Source organism: Streptomyces sp. NPDC048258 (genome assembly GCF_043201995.1).
Classification (GTDB): Bacteria; Actinomycetota; Actinomycetes; order Streptomycetales; family Streptomycetaceae; genus Streptomyces.
Genome location: NZ_JBICZH010000003.1, coordinates 536657 through 562767 on the forward strand (window position 1 = coordinate 536657; position 26111 = coordinate 562767).

The window sequence follows — 26111 nt, forward strand, 5'->3', positions numbered from 1 at the left end:
GTTCGGCTGCGGCTCAGAGGTCCGCGAGGTCCAGGCCGGCCTGCGCGGCGGCGGCCTGGACGGTCTGCTCCAGCAGGACGGCGATGGTCATCGGGCCGACGCCGCCCGGTACCGGGGTGATCAGGGAGGCGCGGGCGGCGGCCGACTCGAAGTGGACGTCGCCGACGTTGCCCTCGTTGTAGCCGGCGTCCAGGACCACGGCGCCCGGCTTGATGTCCTCGCCCCGGATGAACTCGGCCTTGCCGACGGCGGCGACCAGTACGTCCGCCTGGCGCACGATCGAGGGAAGGTCCTGGGTACGGGAGTGGCAGTAGGTGACGGTGGCGTTCTGCTCCAGCAGCAGCATCCCGGCCGGCTTGCCCAGGATCGCGCTGCGGCCGACGACGACGGCGTGCTTGCCGGTGAGGTCCACGTCGTAGGCGGCGAGGAGGCGCATGATGCCGCCGGGGGTGCAGGAGACGAAGCCCGGCAGGCCGAAGCCCATGGCGGCGAAGGAGTGCATGGTGACGCCGTCGACGTCCTTGCCGGGCGCGATGGCCTCGAAGGCCGCCCGCTCGTCGATGTGGTGCGGGACGGGGTGCTGGAGCAGGATGCCGCTGATCTCCGGGTCCTCGGAGAGCGCGGTGAGGGTGGCCACCAGCTCCTCGGTGGTGGTCGCGGCCGGCAGCTCCACGTGGCGGGAGGTGATCCCGGCCTTGGCGCAACGGTTCTGCTTCATGCGTACGTAGGTGACGGAGGCGGGGTCCTCACCGACCAGCACGGTCGCGAGGCAGGGTGCGGTGCCGGTGCGCTCGGTGATCTTCGCCGCGTAGGCGGCGGTCTGCTCCGAGATGCGGCGGGCGAGCGCGGTGCCGTCCATCAGCCGGGCGGTGGCGGAGGCGGGGGCAGTCTGGGCAGTCGTCACGGGGTCTCCTGAACGTCGCTGCGGATCGCGGTTCGCCCAGGCGCGCGGCAGTCGACGTACGGAGGTACGCCGGGCCGCTCCCCGGTGGTGATCCACCCGAACGCCAGTCACGGCCCGCCGCCCACTGTAGTCGACATATCTGGTGGATGACCGGGGCCCGACCTGGGACGATCCAGACATGACGCGTACTTTCGACTACGGAGTCCCACGACATCGGAGCCGTGATCTACTTTCTCCGGAAGGTGATCTGGATGGTGCCGGGCTTCACGGTCGGGCAGCACCGGGACCGGTTGCGCGGGCTGCACGAACGGTTCGAACGCGACGGCCCGTTCGTCGCGCACACCGCCCGCTCGCTCATCGAAGCCCGCAAAACGGGGTGGCGGAGAGGGCGGACGGATCCACGCCGGATCGGTTGCGCGGCCACAGCGTGGCGCAGGTCACTCAATTCAGCGCGTAACGAATCGACTCGGGCATGCGATGAACCGACAGGTGTCCTCGCGCGGCCACGGAATACAGACCCCCCTCGGGTCTGTTTCCCGAGTTCGCGCGATGATGTCCCGCCCATCCTTTATCTGTTCGCAACGAGAGGCTCCTTGTGTCGCTCAGCCCGTCCCGTACGTTCCCTCCGGAGATCGCCGAATCGGAGGCCCTCGTCGCGCTCGTCGAGCGCGGCCGCGAGCAGGGTCACATCAACGGTGACGATGTGCGCCAGGCCTTCGAGGCCGGCCGCATCCCGGTGGACCAGTGGAAGCGGGTCCTGCGCAGCCTGAACCAGGTCCTGGACGAGGAGGGTGTCGCCCTTCACGTCAGCGCGGCCCCCGCCACCAAGGCCGCCGCCAAGAAGCCCCGCAAGGCGGCCGCCGCCCCGGCCCGTACGGTCGCCAAGAAGGCGGCCGCCGCGCCGCGCCCGATCGGCGCCCGCAAGACCTCGGCCACCAGCGCGGCCACCGCCACCGCCGCGGCGATATCCGCTCCGTCGACGTCCACCACCGAGGACGAGGCGACGGCCGAGGCCGCCGCCGAGCCGAAGAAGCGGACGGTCAAGAAGACCGCGACCGCCGCGAAGAAGACCGCCACCAAGAAGACGGCGGCGAAGAAGACCAGCGCCAAGGACGCCGACGAGGGCGAGACGCCCGCGGTCGGCGAGGACTGGGCAGCCGAGGACCTCGTCGACGAGGCCGAGGAGGAGGCCCCCAAGGCCGGCGGCACCCAGGGCTTCGTGCTGTCCGACGACGACGAGGACGACGCCCCGGCGCAGACGGTCATGGTGGCCGGCGCCACCGCCGACCCCGTCAAGGACTACCTCAAGCTCATCGGCAAGGTGCCGCTCCTCAACGCCGAGCAGGAGGTCGAGCTCGCCAAGCGCATCGAGGCGGGCCTGTTCTCCGAGTACAAGCTCGAAGAGGAGGAGGACCACAAGCCCGCCTTCAAGCGCGAGCTGGAGATCCTGGTCGAGGACGGCCGCCGCGCGAAGAACCACCTGCTGGAGGCCAACCTCCGCCTCGTGGTCTCCCTCGCCAAGCGCTACACCGGCCGCGGCATGCTCTTCCTGGACCTGATCCAGGAGGGCAACGTCGGCCTGATCCGCGCCGTGGAGAAGTTCGACTACACCAAGGGCTTCAAGTTCTCGACGTATGCGACCTGGTGGATCCGGCAGGCGATCACGCGTGCCATGGCCGACCAGTCGCGCACCATCCGCATCCCGGTGCACATGGTCGAGATCATCAACAAGCTCGCCCGCGTGCAGCGCCAGATGCTCCAGGACCTGGGCCGCGAGCCCACCCCGGAGGAGCTGGGCAAGGAACTCGACATGACCCCCGAGAAGGTCATCGAGGTCCAGAAGTACGGCCGCGAGCCGATCTCCCTGCACACCCCGCTGGGTGAGGAGGGCGACAGCGAGTTCGGTGACCTCATCGAGGACTCCGAGGCGGTCGTGCCGGCCGACGCGGTCTCCTTCACCTTCCTCCAGGAGCAGCTCCAGTCCATCCTGGGCACGCTCTCCGAGCGTGAGGCGGGCGTGGTCTCCATGCGCTACGGCCTCAACGACGGCCAGCCGAAGACCCTGGACGAGATCGGCCGCGTGTACGGGGTCACCCGTGAGCGCATCCGCCAGATCGAGTCCAAGACGATGTCGAAGCTGCGCCACCCGTCGCGTTCGCAGGTGCTGCGCGACTACCTCGACTAGACCAGTCGGAAAACCGGCCCTCGTGGCGTGAACGGCAGGGAGGCACCCTGCGGAACCAGATAGGCGTGCTCGCGCCGGATCCGCAGGGTGTCGCACCACCCGTCCGTGATCACCAGCACCGGGGCCCCGGGCGGGAAGTCCTCCGCCCGCTGCAGCAGGTCGATGCCCGGCTGCAGCACGGTGCCGCCACGCCCGCGCACCCGGACCCGGGCCGCGATCTCGGTCGGGGGCAGATAGCCCGCGTCGTACGGCGCCGCGTCGCAGAACACGACGCGTGCCGCCGGTACGTCGCGGGCTTCCGCGTACGAGGCGATCGCGCCCAGCGCCTTGCCGAGCAGGGCGGCGTTCATCGACCCCGACGTGTCGAGCACCACACCGAAGGTGCAGCGGGCCACCTCCTCGGGCGGGAAGTACCGGCCCGCGCGCGGGATGTCCGGCGTGGAGGCCTGGCGGCGTGCCGGGCGGGCGTAGGACCGTACGGCCACGGGCCGCGGCACGTACTCGTCGAACCAGCGGGCGAGCCGCGCGTCCCAGGGCACGGGCGGGTGGGCCAGCGCCCGGATCTCCTGGATCAGCCCGGCGGGCAGCAGCCCGCGCTCCCCGTACTGGTGCAGGTCGAAGCCCTGCGTCAGGCCGCGCCGGTAGAAGTCGTCCAGGTCCGCGTACGGGCAGCTCCCCGGGTGGGGCAGCGGCTCGCCCAGGATGTCCCCGAGGCCCTTGCCGCGCAGGGTCGCGAGGCGGCGCGTCCGGCGCAGGTCGGTGACGATCCGGTCGTAGACCTCTTCCACGGAGAGGTCCCGTAGCGCGGGATCGTGGAGCAGCCCCGCGGGCATCTCGCCGACGCCCATCTCCACGAGCCAGCCGTTGACCACGTAGTCGGCGGCCACGTTGTGCAGGTACGGGTCGCGGGCCCCGCGGCGCTCGCCGTGGCGCAGCGCGGCGTGCAGCATCTCGTGGGCCAGGATGAACCGCCATTCGCCATCGGTGAAGGTGCGCAGCGGGTTGACGTAGATCTCGCCGGCGCCCGCGCTGACCGCGGCGATGGCGATGCCCTGGGCGCGGGCCAGCTCGGCGTCGGCGACGATCTTCAGGCCGGCGGCGAGGCCGCCGAGCAGCGGGTACGACGAGACGAACCAGTTCAGCGCGCGGTCCCAGGGGTGCCGGCGGGCCATGACGCCCGTGATCCGGTCGCGGCGGCCGCCGGCCACGTCCATGGCGGCGGAGACGCTGCGGGTGAGGGCGTGGGCGAAGGCGGTCTCCCAGTCGGGGGCGGTGGTGTTCCAGCGGCGCCAGGTGACCAGGACCTGGTCGGGGTGGTCCCCGGCGGTGCCGCACTGCTCGTAGGCGGCCGGGATGCCGTCGCGGCGCCATCGGGCGGCGAGCAGCTCCTCGTCCCCGCCGGGGTACTCGGCGGGGAGGTGGTCGGGGGGCCGGCCGGCCGGGACGGTGAGCAGGAAGCGGTTGACCACGGCGCAGCGGGCGGCGAGGTCGAAGCGGTCGGGCTGCGGGCGGTCCTCGTCCTTGCTCGCGGGGACGTGGCCGAAGCCGAGGTGGAGCAGGGCGTGGGCGAGGGCCCAGGCCCACTCCCGGGGTTCGGCGCGCTTGGTGGGGTGGACGTGGACGGTGCCGTTGGAGTCCACCGCGGCCAGTCCCCCGGCCGGGGTCGCCGCGCACTTGGCCTGGCGGCAGATGTCGGCGTCGACGGCGGCGAGGGCCGGATTCCGGTTGACCAGGGCGAGCCCCTCGGCGAAGGCCTGGGTGGCGGGGTCGGGCTTGGCCGGCTTCTGCGCGCCGCGGCTCATGCGGCGGCCCCCTGTCGGGCGGCCCGGCCCGGCCGGTGCCCCGCGCGGGAGCGCAGCGGGCTCACCGGCGGGCCTCGACCAGGCGGGGCATGTCGCGGGCGGCCTCGACGAGGAACCAGGCGGGCAGGACGGGCAGGCCGTCGGCGTCGTCGGCGATGACGGTCTGCGCGACCTCGACGGAGATCTCGGCGAGCTGGACCAGGAGCGATTTGGCGCGGTAGGCGGTCTGCCGGACGGCGGGCGAGACGTGTTCGCGCTGCGCGGGGAGTTCCTTGACCAGGCGTCCCCGGAAGGCCTCGGCCAGGTAGTACAGCAGGTCCCGGTCCTCCGTACGGCGCGGCCAGCTCGCGTCGCCCTTCAGGATCGCCTCGATGCCGAAGGTGTGGCGGACGATCTTGGCGTAGCCGCAGAAGGAGACGGCGTGGGCGGGGGTGAGGGTGCCGTGCGCGACGACCTTCAGGGTCTGCTCGTCGAGGCCGGTCCCGAAGGAGTGCAGGGCGTCGGAGAGCATGTGCCAGGAGCGGGGCGTGGAGAACGCCTCCTCGGTCTTGGGCGGCTGCGACCACAGGTGGTCGGGGCGGTCGGTGAGGTAGTCCGTGACCCAGGGGTGGATGCCGTTCTCGCCGGCCCACACCAGCCAGTCCCGCGCGGACGCCTGGAGGTGGACGTGGGTGAGGCGGTTGACGAGGGCGGAGGCGATGGGCCGGGCCAGCGCGTTGTCCGTGGCGCGGTTGCCCGCGCCGATGACGATGGAGCCCGCGGGGAGCTCGTACGAGCCGATGCGGCGGTCCAGGATCAGCGAGTAGAAGGCCTTCTGGACGTCCGGGGACGCGGCGTTGAGCTCGTCGAGGAAGAGGCAGTACGGCTCGTCGCGCGCGATGGCCTCGGGCGGGCAGAAGACGGATCGGCCGTCCCGGATCTGCGGTACGCCGATCAGGTCCTCGGGGGCGAGCTGCGTGCCGAGGAGGCTGACGCACTCCAGGCCGAGGGAGTCGGCGAACTTCCGTACCAGCGAGGACTTCCCGATTCCGGGCGCCCCCCAGAGGAACACGGGCCGCACGGTGGCGAGGCCGAGGAGCAGTTCGGGGATCTGGGCGGGGGTGACGGTGACGGCAGCCTGCACGGGCGTGGATGTCCTCGGGAGTTCGGGTCGTGGGGGGGGGGGGGGGGGGGGGGGGCCCCCCCCCCCCCGCCCCCCGCGCGGGGGGGGGGGGGGGGGGCGGGCCCCCGCCCCCCCCCCCCCCCCCCCCCCCCGGGGGGGGGGGCGGCGGCGCCGGGGTGGGCTGCCGGGGCTCCGCCCCGCGCCCCGGGGGGGGGCGGCGCCGGGGGGGGGGGGGGGGGGGGGGGGGGGGGGGGGGGGGGGGGGGGGGGCGGCCCCGCGGGGCCCCCCCCCCCCCACGACCCGGGGCATCCGGTTTTTCCCGGGGTGCGGAGCAGGACCCGGACCGGGCCCCGGAGTCAGCTCGCGGTGTGCTCCAGCAGGTGCTTGAGCTTCTCCTCGCTTCGGGGCATCTCCTTGCGGAGCATGGGCTTGACCGCGAGGGGGACCAGCGCCCTGCCCATGCCGTGGCCCTCGAAGTCGACGGACAGGGTGACGCGTGAACGGGTCCCGCCGTCGAGGGGTTCGATGTAGCCCCGTACGTCCGGCCGGACCGGTCCTTCGACGCCGTGGATGTGCCAGCTCCTCGGCGGGTCGAGTTCCGTGAACTCCATGGTCGTGGGGATCCTGCGCTTGCCGACCTGCCGGGTGACGACGACCTTCGAACCGACGTGGACGGGGAGGTCGCCCATGGGAACGGCGGACACGGCGCTGTCCTGCCACTCCGGCAGGTGCGTGGGGTCCGTCACGTACGAGTAGACGTCCTCCGGCGTGCGGTCGATCTCGATGGTGTTGCTGATCGCGGACATGGCGACCCCTTAGAGCCCCCCTGACTGTCCTCTCCTTCCAAATTACCCCGCGGGTGAAACGGTCGCGCGCCCCTTCCGGGCGGACATCACGGCGTACACGAGGACGCCCGCGAAGAGGAACAGCACGCCCTGGTAGACGGCGGCGTAGCCGGAGCCGGCCACCAGCCACATCGAGAAGGCGAAGGCCAGGCAGGCGAGGACGGCGTCGCGGACCAGGCGGCCCCGGTGGACGCGCTCGGAGCGGCCCGAGAGCAGGAAGTAGAGCTGCGCGGCGGTGGAGAGCAGGTACGGGACGGTCGCGGTGAAGGTGGTGACCAGGACCAGGATCTCGAAGACGCCCTGCGAGCCGAAGGTGTAGTTGTAGACGGTCAGCGCCGAGGCGAGGACGGCCGTGACGATCACGCCGACCACCGGTACGCCGCGCCTCTTCGTCTCGAAGGCCTTCGGGAAGAGGCCGTCCTTGGCGGCGGCGTACGGGGTCTGCGCGCTGAGCAGGGTCCAGCCGTTGAGGGCGCCCGCCATCGAGATCACCGCCGCGCAGGCGACGACGGTGCCGCCCCAGGTGCCGCCGGCCCCGCCATCTGCGGAGAACATGGCGTCGACGGCGTCCGTGAAGGGGGCCTGGGAGGAGACCAGGCTGTCGTGGGCGACCAGGCCGAAGACGGCGAGGGTGCCCAGCAGGTAGACGGTGGCCGCGCCGACGGTGCCCAGGATGGTGGCCCGGCCGACGTTGCGGGCCGGGTCGCGGACCTCGCCGGCGCTGACGGCGGCGGATTCGACGCCCAGGTAGCTGAAGAGCAGGATCGCCGCGGAGGCGGAGACGGCGCCGATCGCGCTCTGGTCGGTGGCCCGGAAGGGGCCGAGGTTGGCCGGGTCGAAGAAGAGGAGACCGCCCACGGCGACGAACAGCAGCGGGGCGAACTTCAGGACGGTGGAGACCAGTTGGACGGCACCGATGTACCGGGTGCCGGCCAGGTTGGCGAGCGCCGGCAGCCACTGCACGGCGAGGGCGGCCAGACACATGGACCACTTGTGCGCGCCGACGGCGGGGAAGAGCACGCAGAGGTAGCCGACGGCCGCCACCGCGAGGGCCGCGTTGGAGACCCAGGTGGTGATCCAGTAGCTCCAGGCGGCGAGGAAACCGGCGAAGTCGCCGAAGGCGGCGCGGGCGTAGACGTACGGGCCGCCGGTCTGCGGGTGCCGCTGGGCGAGACGGCCGAAGACGAGGGCGAGGGCGATCGCGCCGAGGGTGAGCACGGCGAAGGCGACGAGGCTGATGGTGCCGAAGGGGGCGACCGAGGCGGGCAGGAGGAAGATCCCGCCGCCGATGATGTTTCCCATGACCAGGCAGGTGGCGACGGGGAGGCCGAAGCGCCGGTCGCCCTCCCGGGCGGGTGCCGGGGGTCCGGGGACGGTTGCGGCCTCGGTCGGCGGGGCTGCGCTGCCCTCGGTTGCTGGGGCTGCGGTGCTGGTCATCGGTGGTGCGCCTCGCGTTGTCTCACATGGTGGGCAGGTCGACACATGGTCGGCCACCGCAAAGGCGGTACCAAATCAGCGGGTTTCGTCCGGCGTGGGCAGCTCTACGGAAGGAAAGGTTCCGCCAATGACGCCTCCGGACGGGGGATCCTGCGGCAGCGTCCGCGCGGCCCTCCCGCCGGAGCTCTCCACGGTCGGCCGCACCGGCGGAGCCACCGACTGCCTCGCGGGCTCACCCAGCGGCGGAGCCACCGGCAGCTGCGGCCCGTCCGCCTCCCGCAGCCAGCGGCGGAGTACGCCGTGCACCGCCTCGGCGCCCACCAGCTCGCGGCCCGGATCCGACAGCTCCGTCGGCCACATCAGGAACGGGTGCCCCTGCTCCCCGCCCAGGCCGCCGTGCGAGCCGATCTGCTCCTCGAAAGCGTGCACCGCGCCCGTCTCCGGGTCGTACGCCGAGTTCACCATGATGTCGGCCACGTGCGGGAAGGTGTCGGTGCGGCGGACGGCCTCGGCCGCCCCGGGGCCGTAGGGAGCCAGCAGCTCCTCCGCCTCCCCCGGCACGTCGAGGCGTGCCACCGCCCCGCCCGGGCCCAGCACCACGCCGTCCACCAGCAGGAAGCCCACGCCGGGGTGGTTCGCCAGGGTGGGCAGCAGGGCAGGGTGCGCGCGCTCGACGCGCTCGCGCGAGGCCCGGCCGGGGACGTCCGGGAAGGAGATCAGCCCGAGATTGCCGGAGGCGAGCACCACCGGGTCCGAGCCCGGCCCCGGGCGGGCCTCCGCGTCCTCCTCCACCGGCCGGTGCAGGGCCGCCAGCACGGCCGCCCGCGCCTCGGCCCCGCTGCGGGTGCGGCCCGCCCGGCGCGAGACCGGCAGCCCGCAGCCCGCCCGGACCAGGTCCTTGAGGGTCAGCCCGTACCGGCCGAGGAAGGTCTCCCCCGGGCTCTGCCCGTGGTCGGAGAGCAGCACGATCCGGTACGCGCGCGGCGCGTGCTCGGCGACCCGGGCGATCAGCGCGAGGCTCCGGTCGAGGCGTTCCAGCACCCGGTCGGTGTCCCGGCCGTGCGGGCCGGAGTGGTGCGCGACCTCGTCGTAGGCGACCAGGTCGGCGTAGACCGCGGCGCGCCCGGCGAGCATGTCGCCGATCACCGCCGCCACGACCACGTCCCGTTCGACCACGGTCGCGAAGGCCCGGATCAGCGGGTACAGCCCGCCGCGCGCCACGCGCGGCCGGTCCCCGCGGATCCGGGCGCGCAGCGACTGGCCGATCTCCCGTCCCGCCTCGGCGACGAAGGACAGGGCCGTGCGGACGGCGTTGGCCGGATCGGAGAAGTACGCGAAGTAGCCCGCGCGGGACCGGTTCGCCCGGCCGCGGCGGGCGGAGACCGAGAGCACGAGCGCCAGTTGGTCCGCGCCCCCGCTGAACAGGTTGCCCCGGCTGGCCCCGTCGAGGGTGAGCAGCCCGCCGTCCGCGGTCCGCTCCACCGCCCGCCGCTGGAGTTCGGCGGCGCTGGTGGGCCGGTTGCAGACCATCACCTCGCCGGTGTCCTTCTCGTACCAGCGGAACGCGGGCACGTCGAAGGTGGAGCCGTGCAGGATGCCGAGCTGGCTGGCGCCGGTCTGGCTCGACCAGTCGGTGCGCCAGGAGGCGATGCGGTGGCTGCCGTCCAGCCAGTCGGCGACGGTCGGCATCAGGCCGCTGCCGGCCGCGCGGCGCAGCACCTCGTACCCGACCCCGTCGAGCTGGAGGAAGACCAGACCGGGCGCGGCCCCGCCGGCCCCGGGCGCACCCGCCCTCCGCAGTCGGCGGCGGCGCCGGTCGGCGAGGCGGTAGAGGCGCCGCCGGTACGCCTCGTCGTCGCGCACCGCGAGCGCGGTCGAGGTCGCCGAGGCCACGGCGGACATCACGGCGGCCACGACCACCGCGGTCTCGGGGGCCACTTCGCCCCGCCCGGCGGGGATCAGGTCGAGGGCTATGAGCAGCAGCGAGCCGTTGAGGAAGAAGACGAGCAGCCCGAGCACCAGGGCGGGCACCAGCAGCAGGGCCCGTACGAGCACGGGCCAGACGAGCGCGCTCAGCAGACCGAAGGCCCCGGCGCCCCAGGCGGCGGTCAGCCCGATCTGCGTGATGCTGTCGTCGTCGCCGGACCGGAGCCGGAAGTCCGGCAGGATCCCGGCCAGCGCGACCATCGTCAGCGTGGACACCGCCCAGACGAGGATCACCCGCACCAGGGCCCCGCCCGCGCTCCGCCACCGTCCTCGCACCACGCCCCACCTCCCGCGCGCCCCGTCCCGCCTTCCAGGCTCGCACAGGCGGGCTCACCCGGCCGGGCGACACGGACGGCGCACCGGTGCGCGGGACCTGCCGGTCAGGTGCCGTCGTGGCCGCGGGTCAGGTGCCGTTGCAGCCCGGCAGTCCGGTGCCGTCGTAGCCGCCGGTTACGTACGGTCGTAGCCGGCGCTCAGGTGCCGTCGTAGCCGGCGGTTACGTACCGTCGTAGCCCGCGGTCGGCATGGACAGCCGGCGGTGCACCTCGGCCTTCATCGCGGAGGTGTACGGCGGCTCTTGGTGCCCGGCGGTCTCCAGTCGGACACCGCGCCGCTCGCACTCGGCGCTGAACTCCTCGACGGAGCGCAGCGCGCGGGCCAGCACGCGGTGGTTGGCGGCGACGAAGAGGTCGACCTGCCCGGCGTCGATGTCGGACCAGAGCCCGCAGTGGTCGGCGCGCAGCCCGTAGACGAGCAGTTGCCTCGTCACGACGTACCCGTGGTCGGCGGCCCAGCGCACGCACACGGCGTGCTGGCTCCGGGTGTCCACGGCGAAGGGGTCGGCGTCGAGGTCTTCGAGCGGGGCCAGGCTGGCGATCGCGGCCACGCGCAGCTCTTCCATGCCGCCCGACCCTACTCCGATCGGCCGCCGGGGAGGAGAGGGCGGCGAGGTTCCGGTTCCGGGCGGATCCTCGGGGCAGCCTTTAGGCTCGGTGAGGGGCGGGACGGGACGGGCGCGGGAGGGAGGGCCGGATGCCGGTGGAGGTCACCTGGTGGGGGCATGCCACGTGCACGGTCGAGGACTCCGGGGTCCGGCTGCTGACGGATCCGCTGTTCGCCCGGCGCCTCGCCCATCTGCGGCGGCGGCGCGGGCCGGTGCCCCCGCCCGAGGCGGCGCGGGCCGACGTGGTGCTGGTGTCGCACCTGCACGCCGACCATCTGCACCTGCCCTCGCTGGAGCGGCTGGCGCCCGGCACCCGGCTGCTGGTGCCGCGGGGTGCGCGCCGGGCGGTGCCGGGGCTGGCGCGGATCGCGGGACTGCGCGGGCTGGCGGTGACGGAGGTGGCCCCGGGCGACGAGGTCCCGGTACGGGGCGGCGTACGGGTACGGGCGGTCAGCGCCCTGCACGACGGGCGGCGGCTGCCGTTCGGGCCGCATCTCGCCCCGGCCCTCGGGTACGTGGTCGAGGGCGAGGCCCGTACCTATTTCGCCGGGGACACCGGGCTGTTCGACACGATGGCCCGGGAGGTCGGCCCGGTGGACGTGGCCCTGCTGCCGGTGGGCGGCTGGGGGCCGTACCTGGGGCCGGGGCACCTGGACGCGGGGCGGGCGGCGCGGGCGCTGGCCGAGCTGGCCCCTGCGGCGGCGGTCCCGGTGCACTACGGGACGTACTGGCCGATCGGGATGGACGCGGTGCGTCCGCACGAGTTCCACGCGCCGGGCGTGGAGTTCGAGCGCCGCGCGGGACGGCTCGCGCCGAAGGTGACCGTACGGGTGCCCGCCCACGGGGAGCGGGTGCGGCTGCCGTGACCTGGCGCGACATCGTGACGGCGGCCGGGCAGGTGCCGCCGGAGACCACCCAGCAGGCGGTGGGGTACCCGGCGTTGTTCGTGCTGGTGGCGCTCGGCGCGCTGGTGCCGGTGATCCCGACCGGGGCTCTGGTGAGTTCGGCGGCCGTGGTGGCGTTCCATCAGGACTCGTTGCCCTTCGGGGTGTTGCTGGTGTTCGGGGTGTCGGCGCTGGCGGCGTTCACCGGGGACGTCGCACTGTACTGGCTCGGGCAGCGCGGGGTGCGGTCGCGCAACGGCTCGCGCCGGCTGGAGGCGCTGCGCGGGCGGGCCACGCCCGAGCGGCTGGAGCAGGCGCGGAGGGGGCTGGACGAGCACGGGGTGCTGGTCCTGGTGGTGTCCCGGCTGGTTCCGGCGGGGCGGATCCCGGTGATGCTGGCCTGTCTGCTGGCGCGGCTGCCCCTGCGCCGCTTCGCCCGCGGCGACGCCCCGGCCTGCCTCGCGTGGGCGGCGACGTACGGCCTGATCGGCATCCTGGGCGGTTCGCTGTTCTCGGAGCCCTGGAAGGGCGTGGCCCTCGCGGTGGGTCTGACCCTGCTGATCAGCGCGGGCCCGTCGGTGTGGCGCCGGCTGCGGGGACCGGTCCCGAAGGAGGACTAGATCTCAAGTGCGTTTCGGGTTCCAGGTACTTCCTCATCGGACGGTCCTGAACATTGCCCGGTCGGCCTGAAGTGCGTGCACCGGTGCCGTGCTCTAGCGTCGGAAGGGCGAGGGTGACCGATGCGTCGAGCCGGTCGCCCCTAGGACCTGCTCCGCGCCGCCCCCGCCCGTGGTCCGGCGCACTCGCGGATCGCGTGACCGACCGAGAGAGCAGGTGCATCCGCATGCGTTCGTCGGCTCGTATCCCCAGCATCCTCGCCGGCCTGGCCCTCGCCGTCGGCGGCATCGTCGTCACCGCCCCGGTCGCCCACGCGGACATCCAGGCCTGTGAGCAACACGTCGGGCAGCAGAACGCGCAGGTCAAGGACGCCGTCCGGCAGGCGTGCTACGAGGGCCAGATCGGTAACCAGACCAGCTGCACCGCCAGCCTCGACGAGGCCGGCATCTCCAAGGATGTCGCGGCCCAGGCCTGTCAGGTGGCTCCGAAGTAGCAACCACGAGGGCCCCGACGCCAGTTGGTGCAGGGCCATCGGTCTGGCCGCCCCAGGTGTGGTGACTAAGGGCTGTCCCGTAATCCCCGGTGGATCAGCGCACGGCGTCAGATGCGGTGCATCGCAAGGCGGAGGGGCGCCCCCATACTGGGCGTATTCGGGCGTTCCGACAACGCAGCGAGGTGCCGTAGCTGGCGTCGTGCGCCCGCCGGGGATTACGGGACAGCCCTTAGCCTTCGAGCGTGCGCGAGGCGCCGATCGCGAGGTCCCAGAGGTGGTCGCGGGGCAGGCCCGCGCGGGCCCAGGCGGCCCGGGCGCGGTGCAGGGGTTCCATGACCGGTTCGGCGGAGAGGACGAAGGTGGCCCAGTGCATGGGGGCCATCCGCCGGGCACCGAGGTCGAGGCAGGCCTGGACGGCCTCCTCCGGGTCGGCGTGGACGTCGCCCAGCCACCAGCGCGGGGCGTAGGCGCCGATGGGCAGGAGCGCGAGGTCGATACCGGGGTGGCGGCGGCCGATCTCCGCGAACCAGCGGCCGTAGCCGGTGTCGCCGGCGAAGTAGAGCTTCTTCGGCGCGGGGCTCAGGGTGTCGGTCAGGATCCAGCCACCCCACAGGGACCGGCAGGTGTCGATCAGCGAGCGTTTCGACCAATGGTGGGCCGGTACGAACTCGAAGCGTACGCCGCCTAGTTCGGCCGATTCCCACCAGTCGAGCTCGGTGACCCGGGTGAAGCCGCGGCGGCGGAACCAGCCGGCCAGGCCGGCCGGGACGAAGAGCGCGGTGTCGCGGGGCAGCCGCTTGAGGGTGGGCGCGTCCAGGTGGTCGTAGTGGTTGTGGCTGATGACCACCGCGTCCACGGGCGGCAGGTCCTCCCAGCGCACCCCGACGGGTGTCATCCGGGACGGGGTGCCGAGGATCCGCCGGGACCAGACGGGGTCGGTCAGCACGGTCAGCCCGCCGGTCTGCAGCACCCAGCTGGCGTGTCCGGCCCAGGTGACGCAGACCGAGCCGGGAACCGCCGCGGGCAGCGGGGCCGGCTCGTACGGCAGGTCGGGGATGCCGCGCAGGCCGTCGGGGCCGGGCCGGAAGGCGCCCTCGCGGGCGAGCCGGGCGAAGGCGCGGACACCGGGGAGCGGGGTGGTGAGCCGGTCGGCGAAGGAGCGGGGCCAGCGGCGGTGTTCGCCGAGCGGGCGCGGGGCGGCGGGGAGCGGCGGCGACGGGGCGGGCCGCCGGGCGCCGGCGGCCGGCCGTACCGCGCCCGCGCCCGCGCCACCGCCCGTGGATGCGGGGGCGTCCGTCCGGTCGCTCATCAGGAAGTCTCCGTTCACCGGGTCGGGCATCAGACCAGCCCGGCCAGGACGGAGCCGAGGAGGTCCAGGGAGCGCCGTACGTGCGGGAGCGCGAGCGGATCGCGTGCGGTGAGCGCGGCCAGCCGTTCCTCCGGGGTGGCGCCCAGCAGCGGCCCGGTCGACAGCCTCACCCGCAGGGCGACCGGTTCGTCCGCGAACCGCTGCCCGCCCGGGGTGGGCGCACCGAGCCGGCCGCCGAGCCAGTCCTCCAGCTCCATGGCGTCGCCGACCCCGTGCCGGGCGAGTCCGGCGCGCAGCGGGGTCAGGTCGGCGTAGAGGTGCCGGCCGGCCTGCGGGGGGCGGGCCAGCGCCCCGACGGAGAGGAGTTCGCGGTGCGCGGCGGCGGCGACCGCACCGTGCAGGGCGGCTGCGGCGGAGGCCCGCCCGGCGACGGCGTCGGGTTCGTCGAGGGCGTGCGCGGCGGCGCCGGCGACGGGTCCGGCGACCAGCGCGCCGGTGGCGGTGAGGACGTCGAGGGTACGGGCGCGCAGCCAGGTCCCCCTGGGGGTGCCGGGGAAGCGGACCACGGCCGCGGGCCAGCCGGCGGGCAGCAGCGCTCCGGACAGGTCGACGAGGACGGCCGCCTGGTCCGGGAGCATCTCGGCGGGGCTCAGGACCAGGGTGTCGTGCGGCCGGTGGACGGTGTCGCGCCAGCTCTCGTCGCTGACGACGAAGAGCCCGGTGGATTCGGCGGCCTCGCAGGCCTCGCGCAGCATCTCGGGCGGCGGGACGGTCGCGGTCGGGTCGTCGGCGACCGACAGCAACAGTACGCGCGGGTCGCCGCCCTCGGCGCGTACCCGCCGTACGGTCTCCAGCAGGGCGTACGGGTCAGGGATGCCGCCGCACTCGGCCGGGGTCGGCACGTGATAGGCCCGCCGTCCCAGCAGCCGGACCTGCGGCGTCCACCAGGCGGGACAGGGCCGGGGCAGCATCACGTCGCCGCCGTACGCGCCGAGCAGCGCGAGCAGCAGCGCCGGAGCCCCGGGCCCGGCGGCCACGTTCTCCGGGGCGGTCGGCAGCCCGCGCCGCCCCCAGTGCCGGCAGGCGGCCTCGCGGACGGAGTCCCCGCCGCCCGGGGGCTCGGGGGCGGCGCGCCCGGCGGCCGCGGCGAGGACGGAGACGAGTTCGGGCAGCACGGGCAGGCCGGGCTGGGGCGCGGGAGGTCCGTACCGGACCGGACCACGGCCTTCCGCCGTCGTGCGCTGCATCCCCTCCACCGTTTCCGCCTTCCGCGCGCGAACCGCTCAGCTCCGCCAATCCTGACCTTTATACGATTATTTGCGGCGCTATGCCCGCTCTGGGCCCGCTTGCACCCGGTCCGACCGCCGCCCGCCGGGGTTCAGCCCCGCCTCCCCAGCAGCCCCAGCAGCCTGGTCTGCGCGTCCGCTCCCGCCGGAACCTCCAGCGGAGCGGCGTACATCCCGCTCGCCGCGAGCCCGTCGGCGTACGGCATGACCTCCTTGATGGAGAACTCGACGAGGCCGTCCGGCAGCCGGTCGTCGGCCCCGATGCCCCGCGAGAGGTCCCAGGTGTGCACGACGCAGTCGGCGGTCAGCTCCGCGCAGTACGCGGAGCCGAGCGCGGGCCCGTACGAGAGCTTGACGGTCCGGTCGAGAGCCCCGGGCTCGGCGAAGGCGTCCTGCGCGGCGGACGCGGCCCTGTCCCAGGCGGCGACCGGGTCGTCGCCCAGCACGTCGCCGGAGAACGCGTCGCCCATCTCCTCGACCGTGCGGCCCTCGCTGACCAGCGGCGGGATCCAGAGCTGCTCCCCGGTGACGTGGTTGACCAGATCCCGCACGCTCCACTCCGCACACGGGGTCGGCGCGTCCCACTGGTCGTCCCCGATGGCGCGCAGACGCTCGCCGAAGAGCCGCAGCGCCTCGGCATGCCGTTCGAGCAGCGTTTCCGGCATGGCTCTCACCGTCCCGTGGCACGAGGTCTCCCCCCTCGGCCCCACTCTCCTCGCCCCCGCATTTCCCTGCCACCGCCACGCCGAACCCCCTTGACACACAAGGATGGTGTCCACATGTCGAAACTCGTATCTCACATCACGAACTGATCGTCTACGGTGAGGACAACGCTTCGACGAGGAGGGGTCAGGCCATGAACGCCCACAAGGAGACCGCCGTCTACACGCACGGCCACCACGAGTCGGTGCTGCGCTCGCACCGCTGGCGCACGGCGCGGAACTCGGCCGCGTACCTGATCGGCGAGCTGCGGCCGGGCATGTCCGTGCTGGACGTGGGCTGCGGCCCGGGCACGATCACCGCCGACCTGGCGGAGCTGGTCGCGCCGGGCGGCCGGGTGACCGCCGTCGACGCGTCGGGGGACGTGGTCGCGCAGGCCCGGGCGTACGTGGCGGAGCGCGGCGTGGCCGGGGTGGAGTTCGTCACGGCGGACGTCCACGCGCTGGACTTCCCGGACGGCTCCTTCGACGTGGTCCACGCCCACCAGGTGCTGCAGCACGTCGGCGACCCGGTACGGGCCCTGCGCGAGATGCGGCGGGTGTGCCGGCCGGGCGGGATCGTGGCCGCGCGGGACGCCGACTACGCGGCGATGACCTGGTACCCGGCCGCGCCGGGCCTGGACGAGTGGCTGGACCTGTACCGCCGGGTCGCCCGCGCCAACGGCGGCGAGCCGGACGCGGGTCGCCGGCTGCGGGCCTGGGCGCGTGAGGCGGGCTTCACGGACGTGGCGTCCTCGGCGACGGCCTGGTGCTTCGCCTCCCCGGAGGAGACGGCGTGGTGGTCGTCGCTGTGGGCGGACCGCACGACGGCCTCCTCGTACGCGGACATCGCCGTCCGCGGCGGCCACGCGACGGCCGCGGACCTGGCCGCCGCCGCGGAGGCCTGGCGCGCCTGGGCCGCCGCCCCGGACGCTTGGTTCTCGGTCCTGAACGGCGAAATCCTCTGCCGGGCCTGACCTCTGCCTGCCCGGGCCGCGCCGCTGCTGGGGCTCCGCCCCGTGCCCCGCGCCTCAAACGCCGGCGAGGCTGAAATTGCCCTGCGGGCAATCCAGCCCCCCGCCAGGCAGGCGGCATCAGCCGAAAATCCAGCCCCGCCGGCGTTTGAGGCGCGGGGGTTCGGGGGCAGCGCCCCCGACAGCGGCGCCGCACCCGCCCGCCGGCTACCGCACCGGCGGCCGCATGCGGAAGTCGTACCGCGCGGGGAGCGGGCGATCGGTGAGCGCCGACCAGGCCTCGGCCAGGATCTCCTCGCCCTCCCGGAGGTCCGGAAGCTCGAAGCCGTCTTCGAAGACGCGCCGGGCCGCGGCCACATGGCCCTCCGCCGCCAGCAGCCGCGCGGCGAGCAGCCGGAAGCGGCCCCCCTCACGCAGCGCGGGCCGCAGCCGGTCCCAGACCCGCCGGGCCTCGGGCAGGCGTCCCGCGGCCAACAGGGCCGCCATCGCCTCCTGCCCCAGCGCGGCCTCCGCGACCGTCCACGGCTCGCCGCCCCGGCTCTCCCCGGCCAGGTCGTCGAAGGCCTCCGCGTACCCGTCGGCCGCCCTCGCCGTATCGCCGGCCAGCGCGTCCGCCACCGCCAGGCACCGCAGCAGCGGCCACCGCGACGGCGCCAGCGCCAGCCCGCGCTCCCAGCTCCGTACCGCCTGGGCCACGTCTCCGGCGTGCCACTGCGCCACGCCCAGGTGGTACTCGGTCAGCGGCTCCGCCGGGGCCGTCTCCAGCATGTCCCGCCAGTGCGCGGCGACCAGGCTCGGCCCCGGCGGAGCCACCCGGCGCGGGACCGGGAAGACCCCCGTGCGCCACAGCTCCAGCCACGGCTCCTGGGCCTCCCCGAGCGTGGACTCCTCGAAGGGCGTGCCCGGCAGCTTGAAGCCGCCGCACAGCACCTCCAGCGCGCCCCATCCCGAACCCGCCGCCAGCCGCTCCCCCGGCTCGCCGTCGGCGTGGCCGCGCCACGCCTCGTAGGCCTCGTCCACCCGCTCCCGGGGCAGTACGGACTCCAGCGCGGCCTGCGCCGCGCCGCGGGCCGCCGCCCAGTCGGGGCCGTGCACCGCGGCGGGCTCCGCGGACAGCGGGCCGTACGCCTCCAGCCAGCTGAACTCCGCCCCGCCCTCCAGCCGTACGTGCTCCAGCTGCGTGCGGGCCAGCCCCGCCTGGATCTCCGCGTAGCCGCCGGTGCCCGGCTCTGTCAGCCACTCCTGCCAGCGGCGGCCGCCGCCGCCCGCGCCCCACACGAACAGCTTGCGCCCGCGCAACCGCCCGGTGGAGGTCTGCACGAGCCCCCGCCCCTCGGCGTCCAGGGAGGCGATCCAGGGCCGGGCCCCGTCGTGGACCTCGTAGAAGAAGTCGGCCGGGTACTCGCTGCGGAGCGGGTACGTGCGGTCCGCGCCCTCCCAGTCGGGTACCGGGATGCGGCGCAGCGAGCGCTCGTAGCCGAAGTGCCAGGCCTCGTCGGCGGGGGCGAGGACCCGGGTGCCCGCGTCCTCGGGAACGGCGATGTTGGACCACCAGTACACGGGCACGGGCCGCTCGTGCGGATTGCGCACGCGCACGCCGACGTAGAGGAACTCCGAGTCCTCCGGCAGCCACAGGTCCACCTGGAAGGGCAGGTCGCGCAGCCGCTCCCACTCCCACAGCCGGACCATCACACCGCCGTCCGGGGCCGGGACGAGCGCGGCGTGCAACGGCTCGCAGGAGAGGGTGGTGTGCCCGGTTGCGCCGGTGTTCCACTCGATGCCGCCGGAGAACCAGGCCCCGTTGAGCGCGAAGTTGGCGGGCTGGAACACCGGGTTGCGGTAGAGCAGTTCACGACCGGTGGGCAGGTGCACGAGGGAGTGGACGCGCCCGCCGAGCCCCGGCAGCACGGTCACCCGCAGGTGTTCGTTCTCGATGACGATCGACTCGAACTCCCGCTCCGAGCGCTCCCGCCGGTACCCGTCCCGGATCCGCACGGGCAGCAGCGAGCGCAGCGGCTCGTACCCGATCTGCCGCGCCATGTCGCGCGGCAGCCCGTCGCACGCCCGCTCGTCCAGTACGTGTACCCCGTCGGGCGCGCGCAGGGCGGGCAGTGGGTTGTCGGAGCCCAACGGGGCTGCGGGAAGGGTCAGTACGGCGCGGCGGACGGTGGTGGCCATGAGGGAAATGGAACACGCCACGGCGGCCGGTGCACAGGGGTTCCGCGGATCACCACCGGTCAGGATTACGCAAAGGCGTACGCGAAGGCAGGGGCGCAGGCCTGAACGACGGCCCGCACGACGGTCTACGCGAAGGCGCCCGCGACCAGGTCGGCGAGCAGCGCGCCCGCACGGCCGTCCGGATCCAGGTCCGGGTCGTAGATCGTGACGTTGATCCCGACGCAGCGCGGGGAACTCACCAACACCCCCAACAGCTCGGCGAGTTCGTCGGGGAGCAGGCCGCCGGGGTCGGGGCTGTCCACGGCCGGCATGACGCTCGGGTCCAGCGCGTCCGCGTCCAGGTGCACCCAGAAGCCGTCGGTGGCCGGCGGGTGCAGCCCGTCCAGCGCCGCCCGGGCCACCGGCCCGGCGCCACGCTCGCGGATCTCCCCGACGGTGGCGGTGCGGATCCCGGCCGCGCGCAGCTCCGGGAGGTCCGCGTCCCCGTCCCGGATCCCGAAGAGCCGCACGTCCTCGTCCCGCAGGTACGGCGAGCGGCCCTCCAGGTCGGAGAGGCCGGCCTGCCCGCGTCCGGTGGCGAGGGCGAGCTCCTCCCCGCCCGCCGCGCCGACCGGCCCGTTCACGGCCTCGTTGCCGGGGTGGCGGAAGTCGGCGGAACCGTCGATCGCGGCCAGTCCGTACCGGCCGAGCCTGCGCATGGCGAGCGAGGCGCCGAGCTGGATCGAGCAGTCCCCGCCGAGCACGACGGGGAACTCCCCCGCCCGCAGGTGCCGTTCGATCCGGTCGGCGAGGGTGACGGTGTACGCGGCGAGCGCGTCGGCGTGGAACACGCCGTCGCCCTCCTTCCAGTCGCCGCGGTCGTAGCGCGGCGGGACCACCACCCCGCCCTCGCGTGCGCCGAGCCGGGCCAGCAGGCCCTGTTCGCGCAGGGCCCCGGCCAGCTTGTAGACGCCGGGTACGGTGCCGGGCGCGGGCGGGCGCAGGCCGAGGTTGGACGGGGCATCGAGGAGCACGAGGGATCGCATGGACCCATCCTGGGCGATGCCGGGCCGGAACGCCTCCTACGGAAGCGGCAATTCGGCGGTCACGGCCCAGCGTTCGTGGTCGCGCCAGGCTCCGTCGACGTGCAGGAGGTCCGGGGAGAGTCCCTCCAGCCGGAAGCCCGCGCGCCGGACCGGTGCGATCGAAGCCGTGTCTCCGGGCTGGCATGTCGGCCTCCAGGCGGTGGGAGGCCCACCCGGTCGCCCTCGCGGAGGTAGGTGGAAAAACTCATCGCCGCAGGCTGGGCGGTGTGGCAGGATCCCCCGGTGATCATCATCCAGGACCCCGAAGAAATCCTGCTCGCGGCGGCGCGCAACAACGCCGAGTGGTGCGACGCGGTCGTGCGCGGCCACGGAGCGGCCGGCGAGTTCGCGCCGGGCGTCTGGAGCAGCGCGCGCCGGACCCCGCCGCTCTACCCCGATGCCGTCTCCCTCGCCCCGGGCGCCTCCGCGGCCGGGCTGGTGGCGGCGATCGACACCGACGGCCCCGGCAGCTGCTCGGTGAAGGACAGCTTCGCCGACCTGGACCTGGCCGGGGACGGCTTCGAGGTGCTGTTCGAGGCCCGGTGGATCCACCGCCCGGCCGGGGCCCCGGCGGCCGCGGGCTCGCGGCTGGAGTGGTCCGAGGTGACCACCGCCGACGAACTGGAGGCCTGGGAGGCCGCCTGGGACGGCGAGGAGTCCACCGGGCTGTTCCACCCGGCCCTGCTGGGCGAGGACATCGCCTTCCTGGCGGGCCGCGCCGACGGCCGGATCGTGGCGGGGGCCGTCGCGAACCGCGGCGGCGACCCGGTGGTGGGCCTGTCCAACCTCTTCGCCCACGACGACGCCGATACCGACGCCGCCTGGGCGGGCGCCCTCACCGCGATCGCCGCCCGCTGGCCGGACCTGCCGGTCGTCGGCTACGAGGCGGGCGACGACCTCGACGCGGCCGTGCGCGCCGGCTTCACCCCGCTCGGCCCGCTCCGCGTCTGGCTGCACACGGCCTGAGCGGGCAGAACCGCCGCGCCCCTAGGACTCCAGCCGAAGCGGCGGGACGTCGGTCCGCTCGATGCCGAAGACCTGGGTGTACAGCGACAGTTCGGCCTCCAGGGCGCGGATCATCGTGTCCGCCCGCCGGAAGCCGTGCCCCTCGCCCTCGAAGGTCACGTACGCGTGCGGTACCGACCGCCCCCGCATGGCGGCGAGGAACCGCTCCGCCTGGGCCGGCGGGCAGACCGGGTCGTCCAGCCCCTGGAGCAGGACGAACGGGGCCGTGATCCGGTCGGCGCGGGCCACCGGCGAGCGCTCGCGGCACCGTAAGGCGAGGGTCTGCGGCGGTCCGGCCAGGCTGTCGATGTAGCGGGACTCCAGGTCGTGGGTCTCCGCGGCGAAGCCGAGCAGGTCCAGCACCGGGTAGATGATCGCCGCGCAGGCGTACAGGTCGGTCGCGGCCAGCGAGGCCGCCGCCGTCCAGCCGCCCGCGCTGCCGCCGCGGATCGCGAGCCGGTCCGGGTCGGCGGTGCCCTCGGCGGCCAGCGCCCGGGCCACCGCCGCGCAGTCCTCCACGTCCACCACGCCCCACTGCTCGCGCAGCCGCTCCCGGTACGCGCGCCCGTAGCCGGTGGAGCCGCCGTAGTTCACCTCGACCACACCGATGCCGCGCGAGGTGAAGTAGGCGATGTGCAGGTCGAGTACGGGCGGCACGTGGTCCGTGGGGCCGCCGTGCGCCCACACCACGTACGGGGGCAGTTCGTCGGCCGGGGCGCGCACGGCCGGGTGGTGCGGCGGGTAGACGTGCGCGTGGATCTCCCGGTTGTCGGGGCCGACGAAGGTCCGGCTCTGCGGCTCCGGGTAGTAGGCGGGGTCGACCCGGTCCAGCCCGGTCCGGGCGCCGCCGCCGATCACCCGGGTGTGCCCGGTGGCGGTGTCCAGCTCCACCACCTCGTACGCGCTGCGCGGGCTCGCGGCGACCCCGTAGACGCGCGTGCCGCTGACGGCGAGGGTCGGCTGCCAGGCCGTCCACGGTCCGGCCGCGTCCACCAGGTCCCCGCTCTCGGGGTCCAGGACGCCGAGCACCGAGGAGCCCTGGCCGTGCAGGACGGCGACGAGGCGGTCGGGAAGCGGGGCGAGCCAGCGCAGCCCCGGCTTCCACAGCGCGCCGCCGAACTCCTCTTCCCGGGGGCACAGGTTGACCGCCCAGCCCGTCCCCGGGTCCACGCGGTACGGGTTCCACCAGCCGCCGCGGTCGCTCACCGCGAGGAGGGTCCCGTCGGCCGTCCACTCGACCTGGGCGACGGACTCCTCGGGGCCGCCGAGCACGGTCCGGGGCCCGGAGAGGGTCCCGTCCGCGGTGACCTCGGCGAGCCGCAGCTCGGTGCCGTCCCAGGGCATCCGCGGGTGGTCCCACACCAGCCAGGCCGCGTGCCGCCCGTCCGGCGAGAGCCTGGGCCCGGTGCTGAACCGGTACCGGGCGTCCGTCAACTCCCGTACCGCCGAGCGGTCTTCCGCAGCCGATCCGTCCAGCGGTACGGCGGCCAGTGCGCGGCGTACGTCCGTCGGCGCGGGACCGGTGAACTCCTCCAGCACGCACCAGACTTCGCCGCCCCGCAGTACCGGGTCGGCCCAGCGCAGCCCGCCGCCGACATCGGAGACGGGCGTGAGGGGCCGCGGTGCGGCGGCGCCGGGCGCGTCCGGCTCGTAGGCGTACAGCCGCTGGTCGGCGAAGTGGACGAAGACCAGCAGCGGCCCGCCTTCGGCCCGTTCGGCGCCCGCCCAGGGCCGGCCGCCGTACTCGGTGACCCTGCTGCGCACGTTCCACGGCGCGGGCAGCGCCGTGACCGCGGGTCCGCCGTCCGCGGGGCGGCGTACGAGGGCGCGGCGGCCGCCTTCCTGGGGCCGGGGCTCGGTCCACCACACTTCGGGGCCGACGGTGCCCACGTACTCGGGCCGCCCGTCGAGCGAGGCGGCGAGTTCCGCGTCGATGGGTGAGGGCCAGCTTCCGTAGGGCCGGGTCGGCACCACCGCCATCACAGGGTCCCCCTCACAGAGTCCGCAGCGCGTGGTCGAGGACGCGGACCCCGAAGTGCAGGGCTTCGACGGGGACCCGCTCGTCCACGCCGTGGAAGAGGGACCAGTAGTCGAAGCCGGGCGGCAGCTTCAGCGGGGAGAAGCCGTAGCCGGTGACGCCGAGGCGGGAGAACTGCTTGGCGTCGGTGCCGCCCGCCATGCAGAACGGCACCACGTGCCCGTCGGGGTCGAACCGCTCGACGGACTCGCGCAGGATCCCGTACGTCCGCCCGTCGACGGGGGCTTCGAGCGCCACCTCGCGGTGGTGGAACTCCCAGCGCACGTCCGGGCCGGTGAGCGCGTCGAGGGTGGCGATGAACTCGGCCTCGCCGCCCGGCACCATCCGGCCGTCCACATAGGCGGAGGCCTGGCCGGGGATCACATTGAGCTTGTAACCGGCGCTGAGCATGGTCGGGTTGGCGCTGTTGCGTACGGTCGCCTCCAGCAGGACGGCGGCCGGGCCGAGCCGGCCGAGGACCTCGTCGAGGTCGAAGCCGGGGGCCCGGGGGTCCACCGACAGGCCCTGCAGGGCCGCGAGTTCGGTGATGCAGGCGACGACGGTGTCGGTGAGGCGGACCGGCCATTCGTACGCCCCGATCCGGGCGACGGCGGCGGCCAGGCGGCTCACGGCGTTGGCCCTGTTCGGCTTGGATCCGTGCCCGGCGGTGCCGTGGGCGGTCAACTTCAGCCAGGCGGTGCCGCGTTCACCGGCCGCGATCGGGTACAGGGCGGGCTGTCCCGGGCCGGGGTGGACGGTGAAGGCCCCCGACTCGCTGATGCCCTCCGTACACCCTTCGAAGAGGTGCGGGTGCTCGTCGGCGAGGAAGCCGGAGCCGTCGGCGGCACTGTCCTCCTCGTCGGCGGTGAAGGCGATCACGATGTCCCGACGCGGCTTCACCCCGGCCCGCGCCCAGGCCCGTACGACGGCCAGCACCATCGCGTCCATGTTCTTCATGTCGACCGCCCCGCGGCCCCAGACCACTCCGTCGCGGACCTCCCCCGAGAAGGGGTCCACGCTCCAGTCGGCGGCCTCGGCCGGGACCACGTCGAGATGGCCGTGGACCAGGAGGGCCTCGGCGCCGCTCTCGGTGCCCTCGATCCGGGCCACGACGTTGGTGCGGCCGGGGGTGCGCTCCAGGAGGACCGGCTCCAGCCCGGCGGCGGCGAGCCGCTCGGCGGCGTACTCGGCGGCGGGGCGCTCACGGCAGTCGCCGCCGCCCCGGTTGGTGGTGTCGATCCGGATGAGGCCGGAGGTGAACTCGACCACCTCGTCGAGGGCGGCCTCGTCCACGGCGTCGGCCGGGACACGGTCCTGGGCCTGGACCGGAACCTGGGCGGTGACTGCGGGCATGTCAGCCATACTGCTCCTCCACGGCTGCCGAGACGACCGTCGTGACCGCCTTGAAGGTCCGGATCCCCTCGTACATCGTCTCGCTGGTGTACGAAATCCTGCGCTCCCCGCACCGCTCCGCGCCCGGGACCACGGTGGCGGCCATCGCCAGGTGCTCGGCGTCGAACTCCAGCTCCACGGTGTACGGACCGCCGGGTACGGGATCGCGCCGGGAGGCGAGGGACATGGCCTCCTTGGCCGCGGCGCGGATGTCGGCGGCGGTGCGGGCGGGGGTCCGGCACACGGCGGCGTAGCGCGAGACGTGGTCCTTCACCGCGACGGTCACCGCGTCCGGGGCGTAGCCGGCGGCCTCGGCACAGGTCAGGTCGTCGCCGGTGACGAGGATGACCGGGACTCCGTACTCGGCGACGACGTGGGCGTTGAGGAGTCCCTCGCTCGCGCGGATCCCGTCGAGCCAGACACCGGTGATGGAGTTGGCGAGGTAGGTGTGGGCGAGGACCCCTTCGGAGCCCGCTCCCATGTGGTAGCCGACGAAGGCGATCCCGTCGACGTCTCCGTGCTGGACGCCCTCGACCATGGAGAGCGACTTGTGGCGGCCGGTGAGCATCTCCGCGCGGGCGTCGAGGCGCTCCAGCAGCAGGTTGCGCATGGTCCAGTGGGCCTCGTTGATGAGGACCTGGTCGGCGCCTCCGTCGTAGAAGCCGAGGACGGCCGCGTTGACATCGGAGGTGAACATCGACCGGCAGCGTTCCCACTGCGGCGTCCCGGGCAGCACGTCCGCGGGCCAGGTGACGCCGGTGGCGCCTTCCATGTCGGCGGAGATGAGGATCTTCATCGGGCCCCCGGGCGGTCGGTCGCGCGCGGGCGGTGGCACGCGCTCGGTCACGCGCGACGCGGGCGGCACGCGCAGGGACCCAGCGTAACCGTCCGGCCTGCGGCCGGCCCGGGACCACGCCCGGCTTCCGGCGGCTCGGCCCGGCCGGGAAATCCACCCGATCCGGTGAGCCGCTCGGAGCCGTGCGATGTCC

The 26111-nt window shown here is 74.4% G+C and carries 21 protein-coding genes, 2 pseudogenes and 1 riboswitch; of the genes and pseudogenes, 7 read left to right on the forward strand and 16 right to left on the reverse strand.

The window, feature by feature from the left end:
* Nucleotides 1–13: 13 nt before the first annotated feature.
* Nucleotides 14–859: a bifunctional 5,10-methylenetetrahydrofolate dehydrogenase/5,10-methenyltetrahydrofolate cyclohydrolase gene (locus ACGFYQ_RS09970; RefSeq protein WP_393742147.1), complete on the reverse strand. Its 846-nt coding sequence runs from the start codon at nucleotides 857–859 to the stop codon at nucleotides 14–16.
* 72 nt (nucleotides 860–931) lie between these two features.
* Nucleotides 932–1025, reverse strand: a riboswitch (ZMP/ZTP riboswitch).
* Between the two features lie 76 nt (nucleotides 1026–1101).
* On the opposite strand from ACGFYQ_RS09970, the pseudogene ACGFYQ_RS09975 reads away from it, so the two are divergent.
* Together ACGFYQ_RS09975 and ACGFYQ_RS09980 are read left to right on the forward strand one after the other, a co-directional pair.
* Nucleotides 1102–1275, forward strand: a pseudogene (locus ACGFYQ_RS09975) (SAM-dependent methyltransferase); the annotation flags it as partial.
* 224 nt (nucleotides 1276–1499) lie between these two features.
* A complete protein-coding gene (locus ACGFYQ_RS09980; RefSeq protein WP_393741854.1) occupies nucleotides 1500–3089 on the forward strand; it encodes an RNA polymerase sigma factor in 1590 nt (529 codons plus the stop codon).
* Here the strand turns inward: ACGFYQ_RS09980 and ACGFYQ_RS09985 are convergent.
* The 6 genes from ACGFYQ_RS09985 to ACGFYQ_RS10010 all read right to left on the reverse strand — a co-directional run bounded on the left by ACGFYQ_RS09985 (nucleotide 3086) and on the right by ACGFYQ_RS10010 (nucleotide 11162).
* Complete coding sequence (locus ACGFYQ_RS09985) at nucleotides 3086–4891, reverse strand: hypothetical protein (RefSeq protein WP_393741856.1); 1806 nt, start codon at nucleotides 4889–4891, stop codon at nucleotides 3086–3088. The two genes, ACGFYQ_RS09980 and ACGFYQ_RS09985, sit on opposite strands and share 4 nt — an antisense overlap.
* A gap of 61 nt (nucleotides 4892–4952) precedes the next feature.
* Entirely contained in the window at nucleotides 4953–6014 is a 1062-nt protein-coding gene (locus ACGFYQ_RS09990; protein ID WP_393741858.1) for an ATP-binding protein, read from the reverse strand.
* 335 nt (nucleotides 6015–6349) lie between these two features.
* Nucleotides 6350–6799, reverse strand: coding sequence for an SRPBCC family protein (locus tag ACGFYQ_RS09995; protein ID WP_393741860.1), 450 nt, complete (start codon nucleotides 6797–6799; stop codon nucleotides 6350–6352).
* A gap of 42 nt (nucleotides 6800–6841) precedes the next feature.
* Nucleotides 6842–8275 (reverse strand): amino acid permease, encoded by a 1434-nt coding sequence (locus ACGFYQ_RS10000; RefSeq protein WP_393741862.1) that lies wholly within the window; start codon nucleotides 8273–8275, stop codon nucleotides 6842–6844.
* A 75-nt stretch (nucleotides 8276–8350) separates the two neighbouring features.
* The gene (locus tag ACGFYQ_RS10005) at nucleotides 8351–10540 is read right to left on the reverse strand and encodes a phage holin family protein (protein WP_393741864.1); all 2190 of its coding nucleotides are present in this window, start codon (nucleotides 10538–10540) and stop codon (nucleotides 8351–8353) included.
* A gap of 217 nt (nucleotides 10541–10757) precedes the next feature.
* Nucleotides 10758–11162 carry a hypothetical protein gene (locus tag ACGFYQ_RS10010; protein WP_393741866.1) on the reverse strand — a complete coding sequence of 135 codons (405 nt, stop codon included), beginning with the start codon at nucleotides 11160–11162 and terminating at the stop codon, nucleotides 10758–10760.
* 131 nt (nucleotides 11163–11293) lie between these two features.
* Here ACGFYQ_RS10010 and ACGFYQ_RS10015 point away from each other — a divergent pair, with 131 nt between their 5' ends.
* From ACGFYQ_RS10015 to ACGFYQ_RS10025, 3 genes are all read left to right on the forward strand, one after another.
* Nucleotides 11294–12070 carry an MBL fold metallo-hydrolase gene (locus ACGFYQ_RS10015; protein WP_393741868.1) on the forward strand — a complete coding sequence of 259 codons (777 nt, stop codon included), beginning with the start codon at nucleotides 11294–11296 and terminating at the stop codon, nucleotides 12068–12070.
* Nucleotides 12067–12708, forward strand: a complete 642-nt coding sequence (locus ACGFYQ_RS10020) for a DedA family protein (RefSeq protein WP_393741870.1) — start codon at nucleotides 12067–12069, stop codon at nucleotides 12706–12708. Before ACGFYQ_RS10015 ends, ACGFYQ_RS10020 begins: the two co-directional genes overlap by 4 nt.
* 224 nt (nucleotides 12709–12932) lie before the next feature.
* A complete protein-coding gene (locus tag ACGFYQ_RS10025; protein WP_393741872.1) occupies nucleotides 12933–13199 on the forward strand; it encodes a hypothetical protein in 267 nt (88 codons plus the stop codon).
* Nucleotides 13200–13428: 229 nt separating this feature from the next.
* Here ACGFYQ_RS10025 and ACGFYQ_RS10030 read toward each other — a convergent pair whose 3' ends face one another.
* The 3 genes from ACGFYQ_RS10030 to ACGFYQ_RS10040 all read right to left on the reverse strand — a co-directional run bounded on the left by ACGFYQ_RS10030 (nucleotide 13429) and on the right by ACGFYQ_RS10040 (nucleotide 16459).
* Entirely contained in the window at nucleotides 13429–14508 is a 1080-nt protein-coding gene (locus ACGFYQ_RS10030; RefSeq protein ID WP_393741874.1) for an MBL fold metallo-hydrolase, read from the reverse strand.
* A 29-nt stretch (nucleotides 14509–14537) separates the two neighbouring features.
* Entirely contained in the window at nucleotides 14538–15755 is a 1218-nt protein-coding gene (locus ACGFYQ_RS10035) for an aminotransferase class I/II-fold pyridoxal phosphate-dependent enzyme (RefSeq protein WP_393741876.1), read from the reverse strand.
* A 131-nt stretch (nucleotides 15756–15886) separates the two neighbouring features.
* Nucleotides 15887–16459, reverse strand: coding sequence for a TIGR03086 family metal-binding protein (locus ACGFYQ_RS10040; RefSeq protein ID WP_393741878.1), 573 nt, complete (start codon nucleotides 16457–16459; stop codon nucleotides 15887–15889).
* A gap of 191 nt (nucleotides 16460–16650) precedes the next feature.
* Here ACGFYQ_RS10040 and ACGFYQ_RS10045 point away from each other — a divergent pair, with 191 nt between their 5' ends.
* Nucleotides 16651–17469, forward strand: a complete 819-nt coding sequence (locus tag ACGFYQ_RS10045) for a methyltransferase domain-containing protein (protein WP_393741880.1) — start codon at nucleotides 16651–16653, stop codon at nucleotides 17467–17469.
* A gap of 204 nt (nucleotides 17470–17673) precedes the next feature.
* On the opposite strand, the gene ACGFYQ_RS10050 is transcribed toward ACGFYQ_RS10045, so the two are convergent.
* The 3 genes and pseudogenes from ACGFYQ_RS10050 to ACGFYQ_RS10060 all read right to left on the reverse strand — a co-directional run.
* Nucleotides 17674–19644, reverse strand: a complete 1971-nt coding sequence (locus ACGFYQ_RS10050; RefSeq protein WP_393741882.1) for a DUF5107 domain-containing protein — start codon at nucleotides 19642–19644, stop codon at nucleotides 17674–17676.
* Between the two features lie 125 nt (nucleotides 19645–19769).
* A complete protein-coding gene (locus ACGFYQ_RS10055; RefSeq protein ID WP_393741884.1) occupies nucleotides 19770–20669 on the reverse strand; it encodes an arginase family protein in 900 nt (299 codons plus the stop codon).
* A gap of 36 nt (nucleotides 20670–20705) precedes the next feature.
* Nucleotides 20706–20871 (reverse strand): annotated as a pseudogene (locus tag ACGFYQ_RS10060) (GNAT family N-acetyltransferase); the annotation flags it as partial.
* A 107-nt stretch (nucleotides 20872–20978) separates the two neighbouring features.
* Between ACGFYQ_RS10060 and ACGFYQ_RS10065 the strand changes: the two are divergent.
* Nucleotides 20979–21674, forward strand: coding sequence for a hypothetical protein (locus ACGFYQ_RS10065; RefSeq protein WP_393742148.1), 696 nt, complete (start codon nucleotides 20979–20981; stop codon nucleotides 21672–21674).
* A 21-nt stretch (nucleotides 21675–21695) separates the two neighbouring features.
* On the opposite strand, the gene ACGFYQ_RS10070 is transcribed toward ACGFYQ_RS10065, so the two are convergent.
* From ACGFYQ_RS10070 to ACGFYQ_RS10080, 3 genes are read right to left on the reverse strand one after another with little or no spacing between them, the layout of a single operon-like run.
* The gene (locus tag ACGFYQ_RS10070; protein WP_393741886.1) at nucleotides 21696–23693 is read right to left on the reverse strand and encodes a prolyl oligopeptidase family serine peptidase; all 1998 of its coding nucleotides are present in this window, start codon (nucleotides 23691–23693) and stop codon (nucleotides 21696–21698) included.
* A gap of 13 nt (nucleotides 23694–23706) precedes the next feature.
* The gene (locus ACGFYQ_RS10075) at nucleotides 23707–25092 is read right to left on the reverse strand and encodes a M20/M25/M40 family metallo-hydrolase (RefSeq protein ID WP_393741888.1); all 1386 of its coding nucleotides are present in this window, start codon (nucleotides 25090–25092) and stop codon (nucleotides 23707–23709) included.
* Nucleotides 25085–25918, reverse strand: a complete 834-nt coding sequence (locus tag ACGFYQ_RS10080) for a M55 family metallopeptidase (protein WP_393741890.1) — start codon at nucleotides 25916–25918, stop codon at nucleotides 25085–25087. Before ACGFYQ_RS10080 ends, ACGFYQ_RS10075 begins: the two co-directional genes overlap by 8 nt.
* Between the last annotated feature and the right edge of the window lie 193 nt (nucleotides 25919–26111).

Excerpts from the sequence above, each read along its gene's own strand:
- ACGFYQ_RS10030 (WP_393741874.1), bottom strand. The coding sequence starts at position 14,508 with ATGAGCGACCGGACGGACGCCCCCGCATCCACGGGCGGTGGCGCGGGC.
- ACGFYQ_RS09970 (WP_393742147.1), bottom strand. The coding sequence starts at position 859 with ATGGACGGCACCGCGCTCGCCCGCCGCATCTCGGAGCAGACCGCCGCC.
- ACGFYQ_RS10070 (WP_393741886.1), bottom strand. The coding sequence starts at position 23,693 with ATGGCGGTGGTGCCGACCCGGCCCTACGGAAGCTGGCCCTCACCCATC.
- ACGFYQ_RS10035 (WP_393741876.1), bottom strand. The coding sequence starts at position 15,755 with ATGCAGCGCACGACGGCGGAAGGCCGTGGTCCGGTCCGGTACGGACCT.
- ACGFYQ_RS10045 (WP_393741880.1), top strand. The coding sequence starts at position 16,651 with ATGAACGCCCACAAGGAGACCGCCGTCTACACGCACGGCCACCACGAG.
- ACGFYQ_RS10075 (WP_393741888.1), bottom strand. The coding sequence starts at position 25,092 with ATGGCTGACATGCCCGCAGTCACCGCCCAGGTTCCGGTCCAGGCCCAG.
- ACGFYQ_RS10040 (WP_393741878.1), bottom strand. The coding sequence starts at position 16,459 with ATGCCGGAAACGCTGCTCGAACGGCATGCCGAGGCGCTGCGGCTCTTC.
- ACGFYQ_RS10025 (WP_393741872.1), top strand. The coding sequence starts at position 12,933 with ATGCGTTCGTCGGCTCGTATCCCCAGCATCCTCGCCGGCCTGGCCCTC.
- ACGFYQ_RS10055 (WP_393741884.1), bottom strand. The coding sequence starts at position 20,669 with ATGCGATCCCTCGTGCTCCTCGATGCCCCGTCCAACCTCGGCCTGCGC.
- ACGFYQ_RS10015 (WP_393741868.1), top strand. The coding sequence starts at position 11,294 with ATGCCGGTGGAGGTCACCTGGTGGGGGCATGCCACGTGCACGGTCGAG.
- ACGFYQ_RS10010 (WP_393741866.1), bottom strand. The coding sequence starts at position 11,162 with ATGGAAGAGCTGCGCGTGGCCGCGATCGCCAGCCTGGCCCCGCTCGAA.
- ACGFYQ_RS10080 (WP_393741890.1), bottom strand. The coding sequence starts at position 25,918 with ATGAAGATCCTCATCTCCGCCGACATGGAAGGCGCCACCGGCGTCACC.
- ACGFYQ_RS10050 (WP_393741882.1), bottom strand. The coding sequence starts at position 19,644 with ATGGCCACCACCGTCCGCCGCGCCGTACTGACCCTTCCCGCAGCCCCG.
- ACGFYQ_RS09995 (WP_393741860.1), bottom strand. The coding sequence starts at position 6,799 with ATGTCCGCGATCAGCAACACCATCGAGATCGACCGCACGCCGGAGGAC.
- ACGFYQ_RS09985 (WP_393741856.1), bottom strand. The coding sequence starts at position 4,891 with ATGAGCCGCGGCGCGCAGAAGCCGGCCAAGCCCGACCCCGCCACCCAG.
- ACGFYQ_RS10000 (WP_393741862.1), bottom strand. The coding sequence starts at position 8,275 with ATGACCAGCACCGCAGCCCCAGCAACCGAGGGCAGCGCAGCCCCGCCG.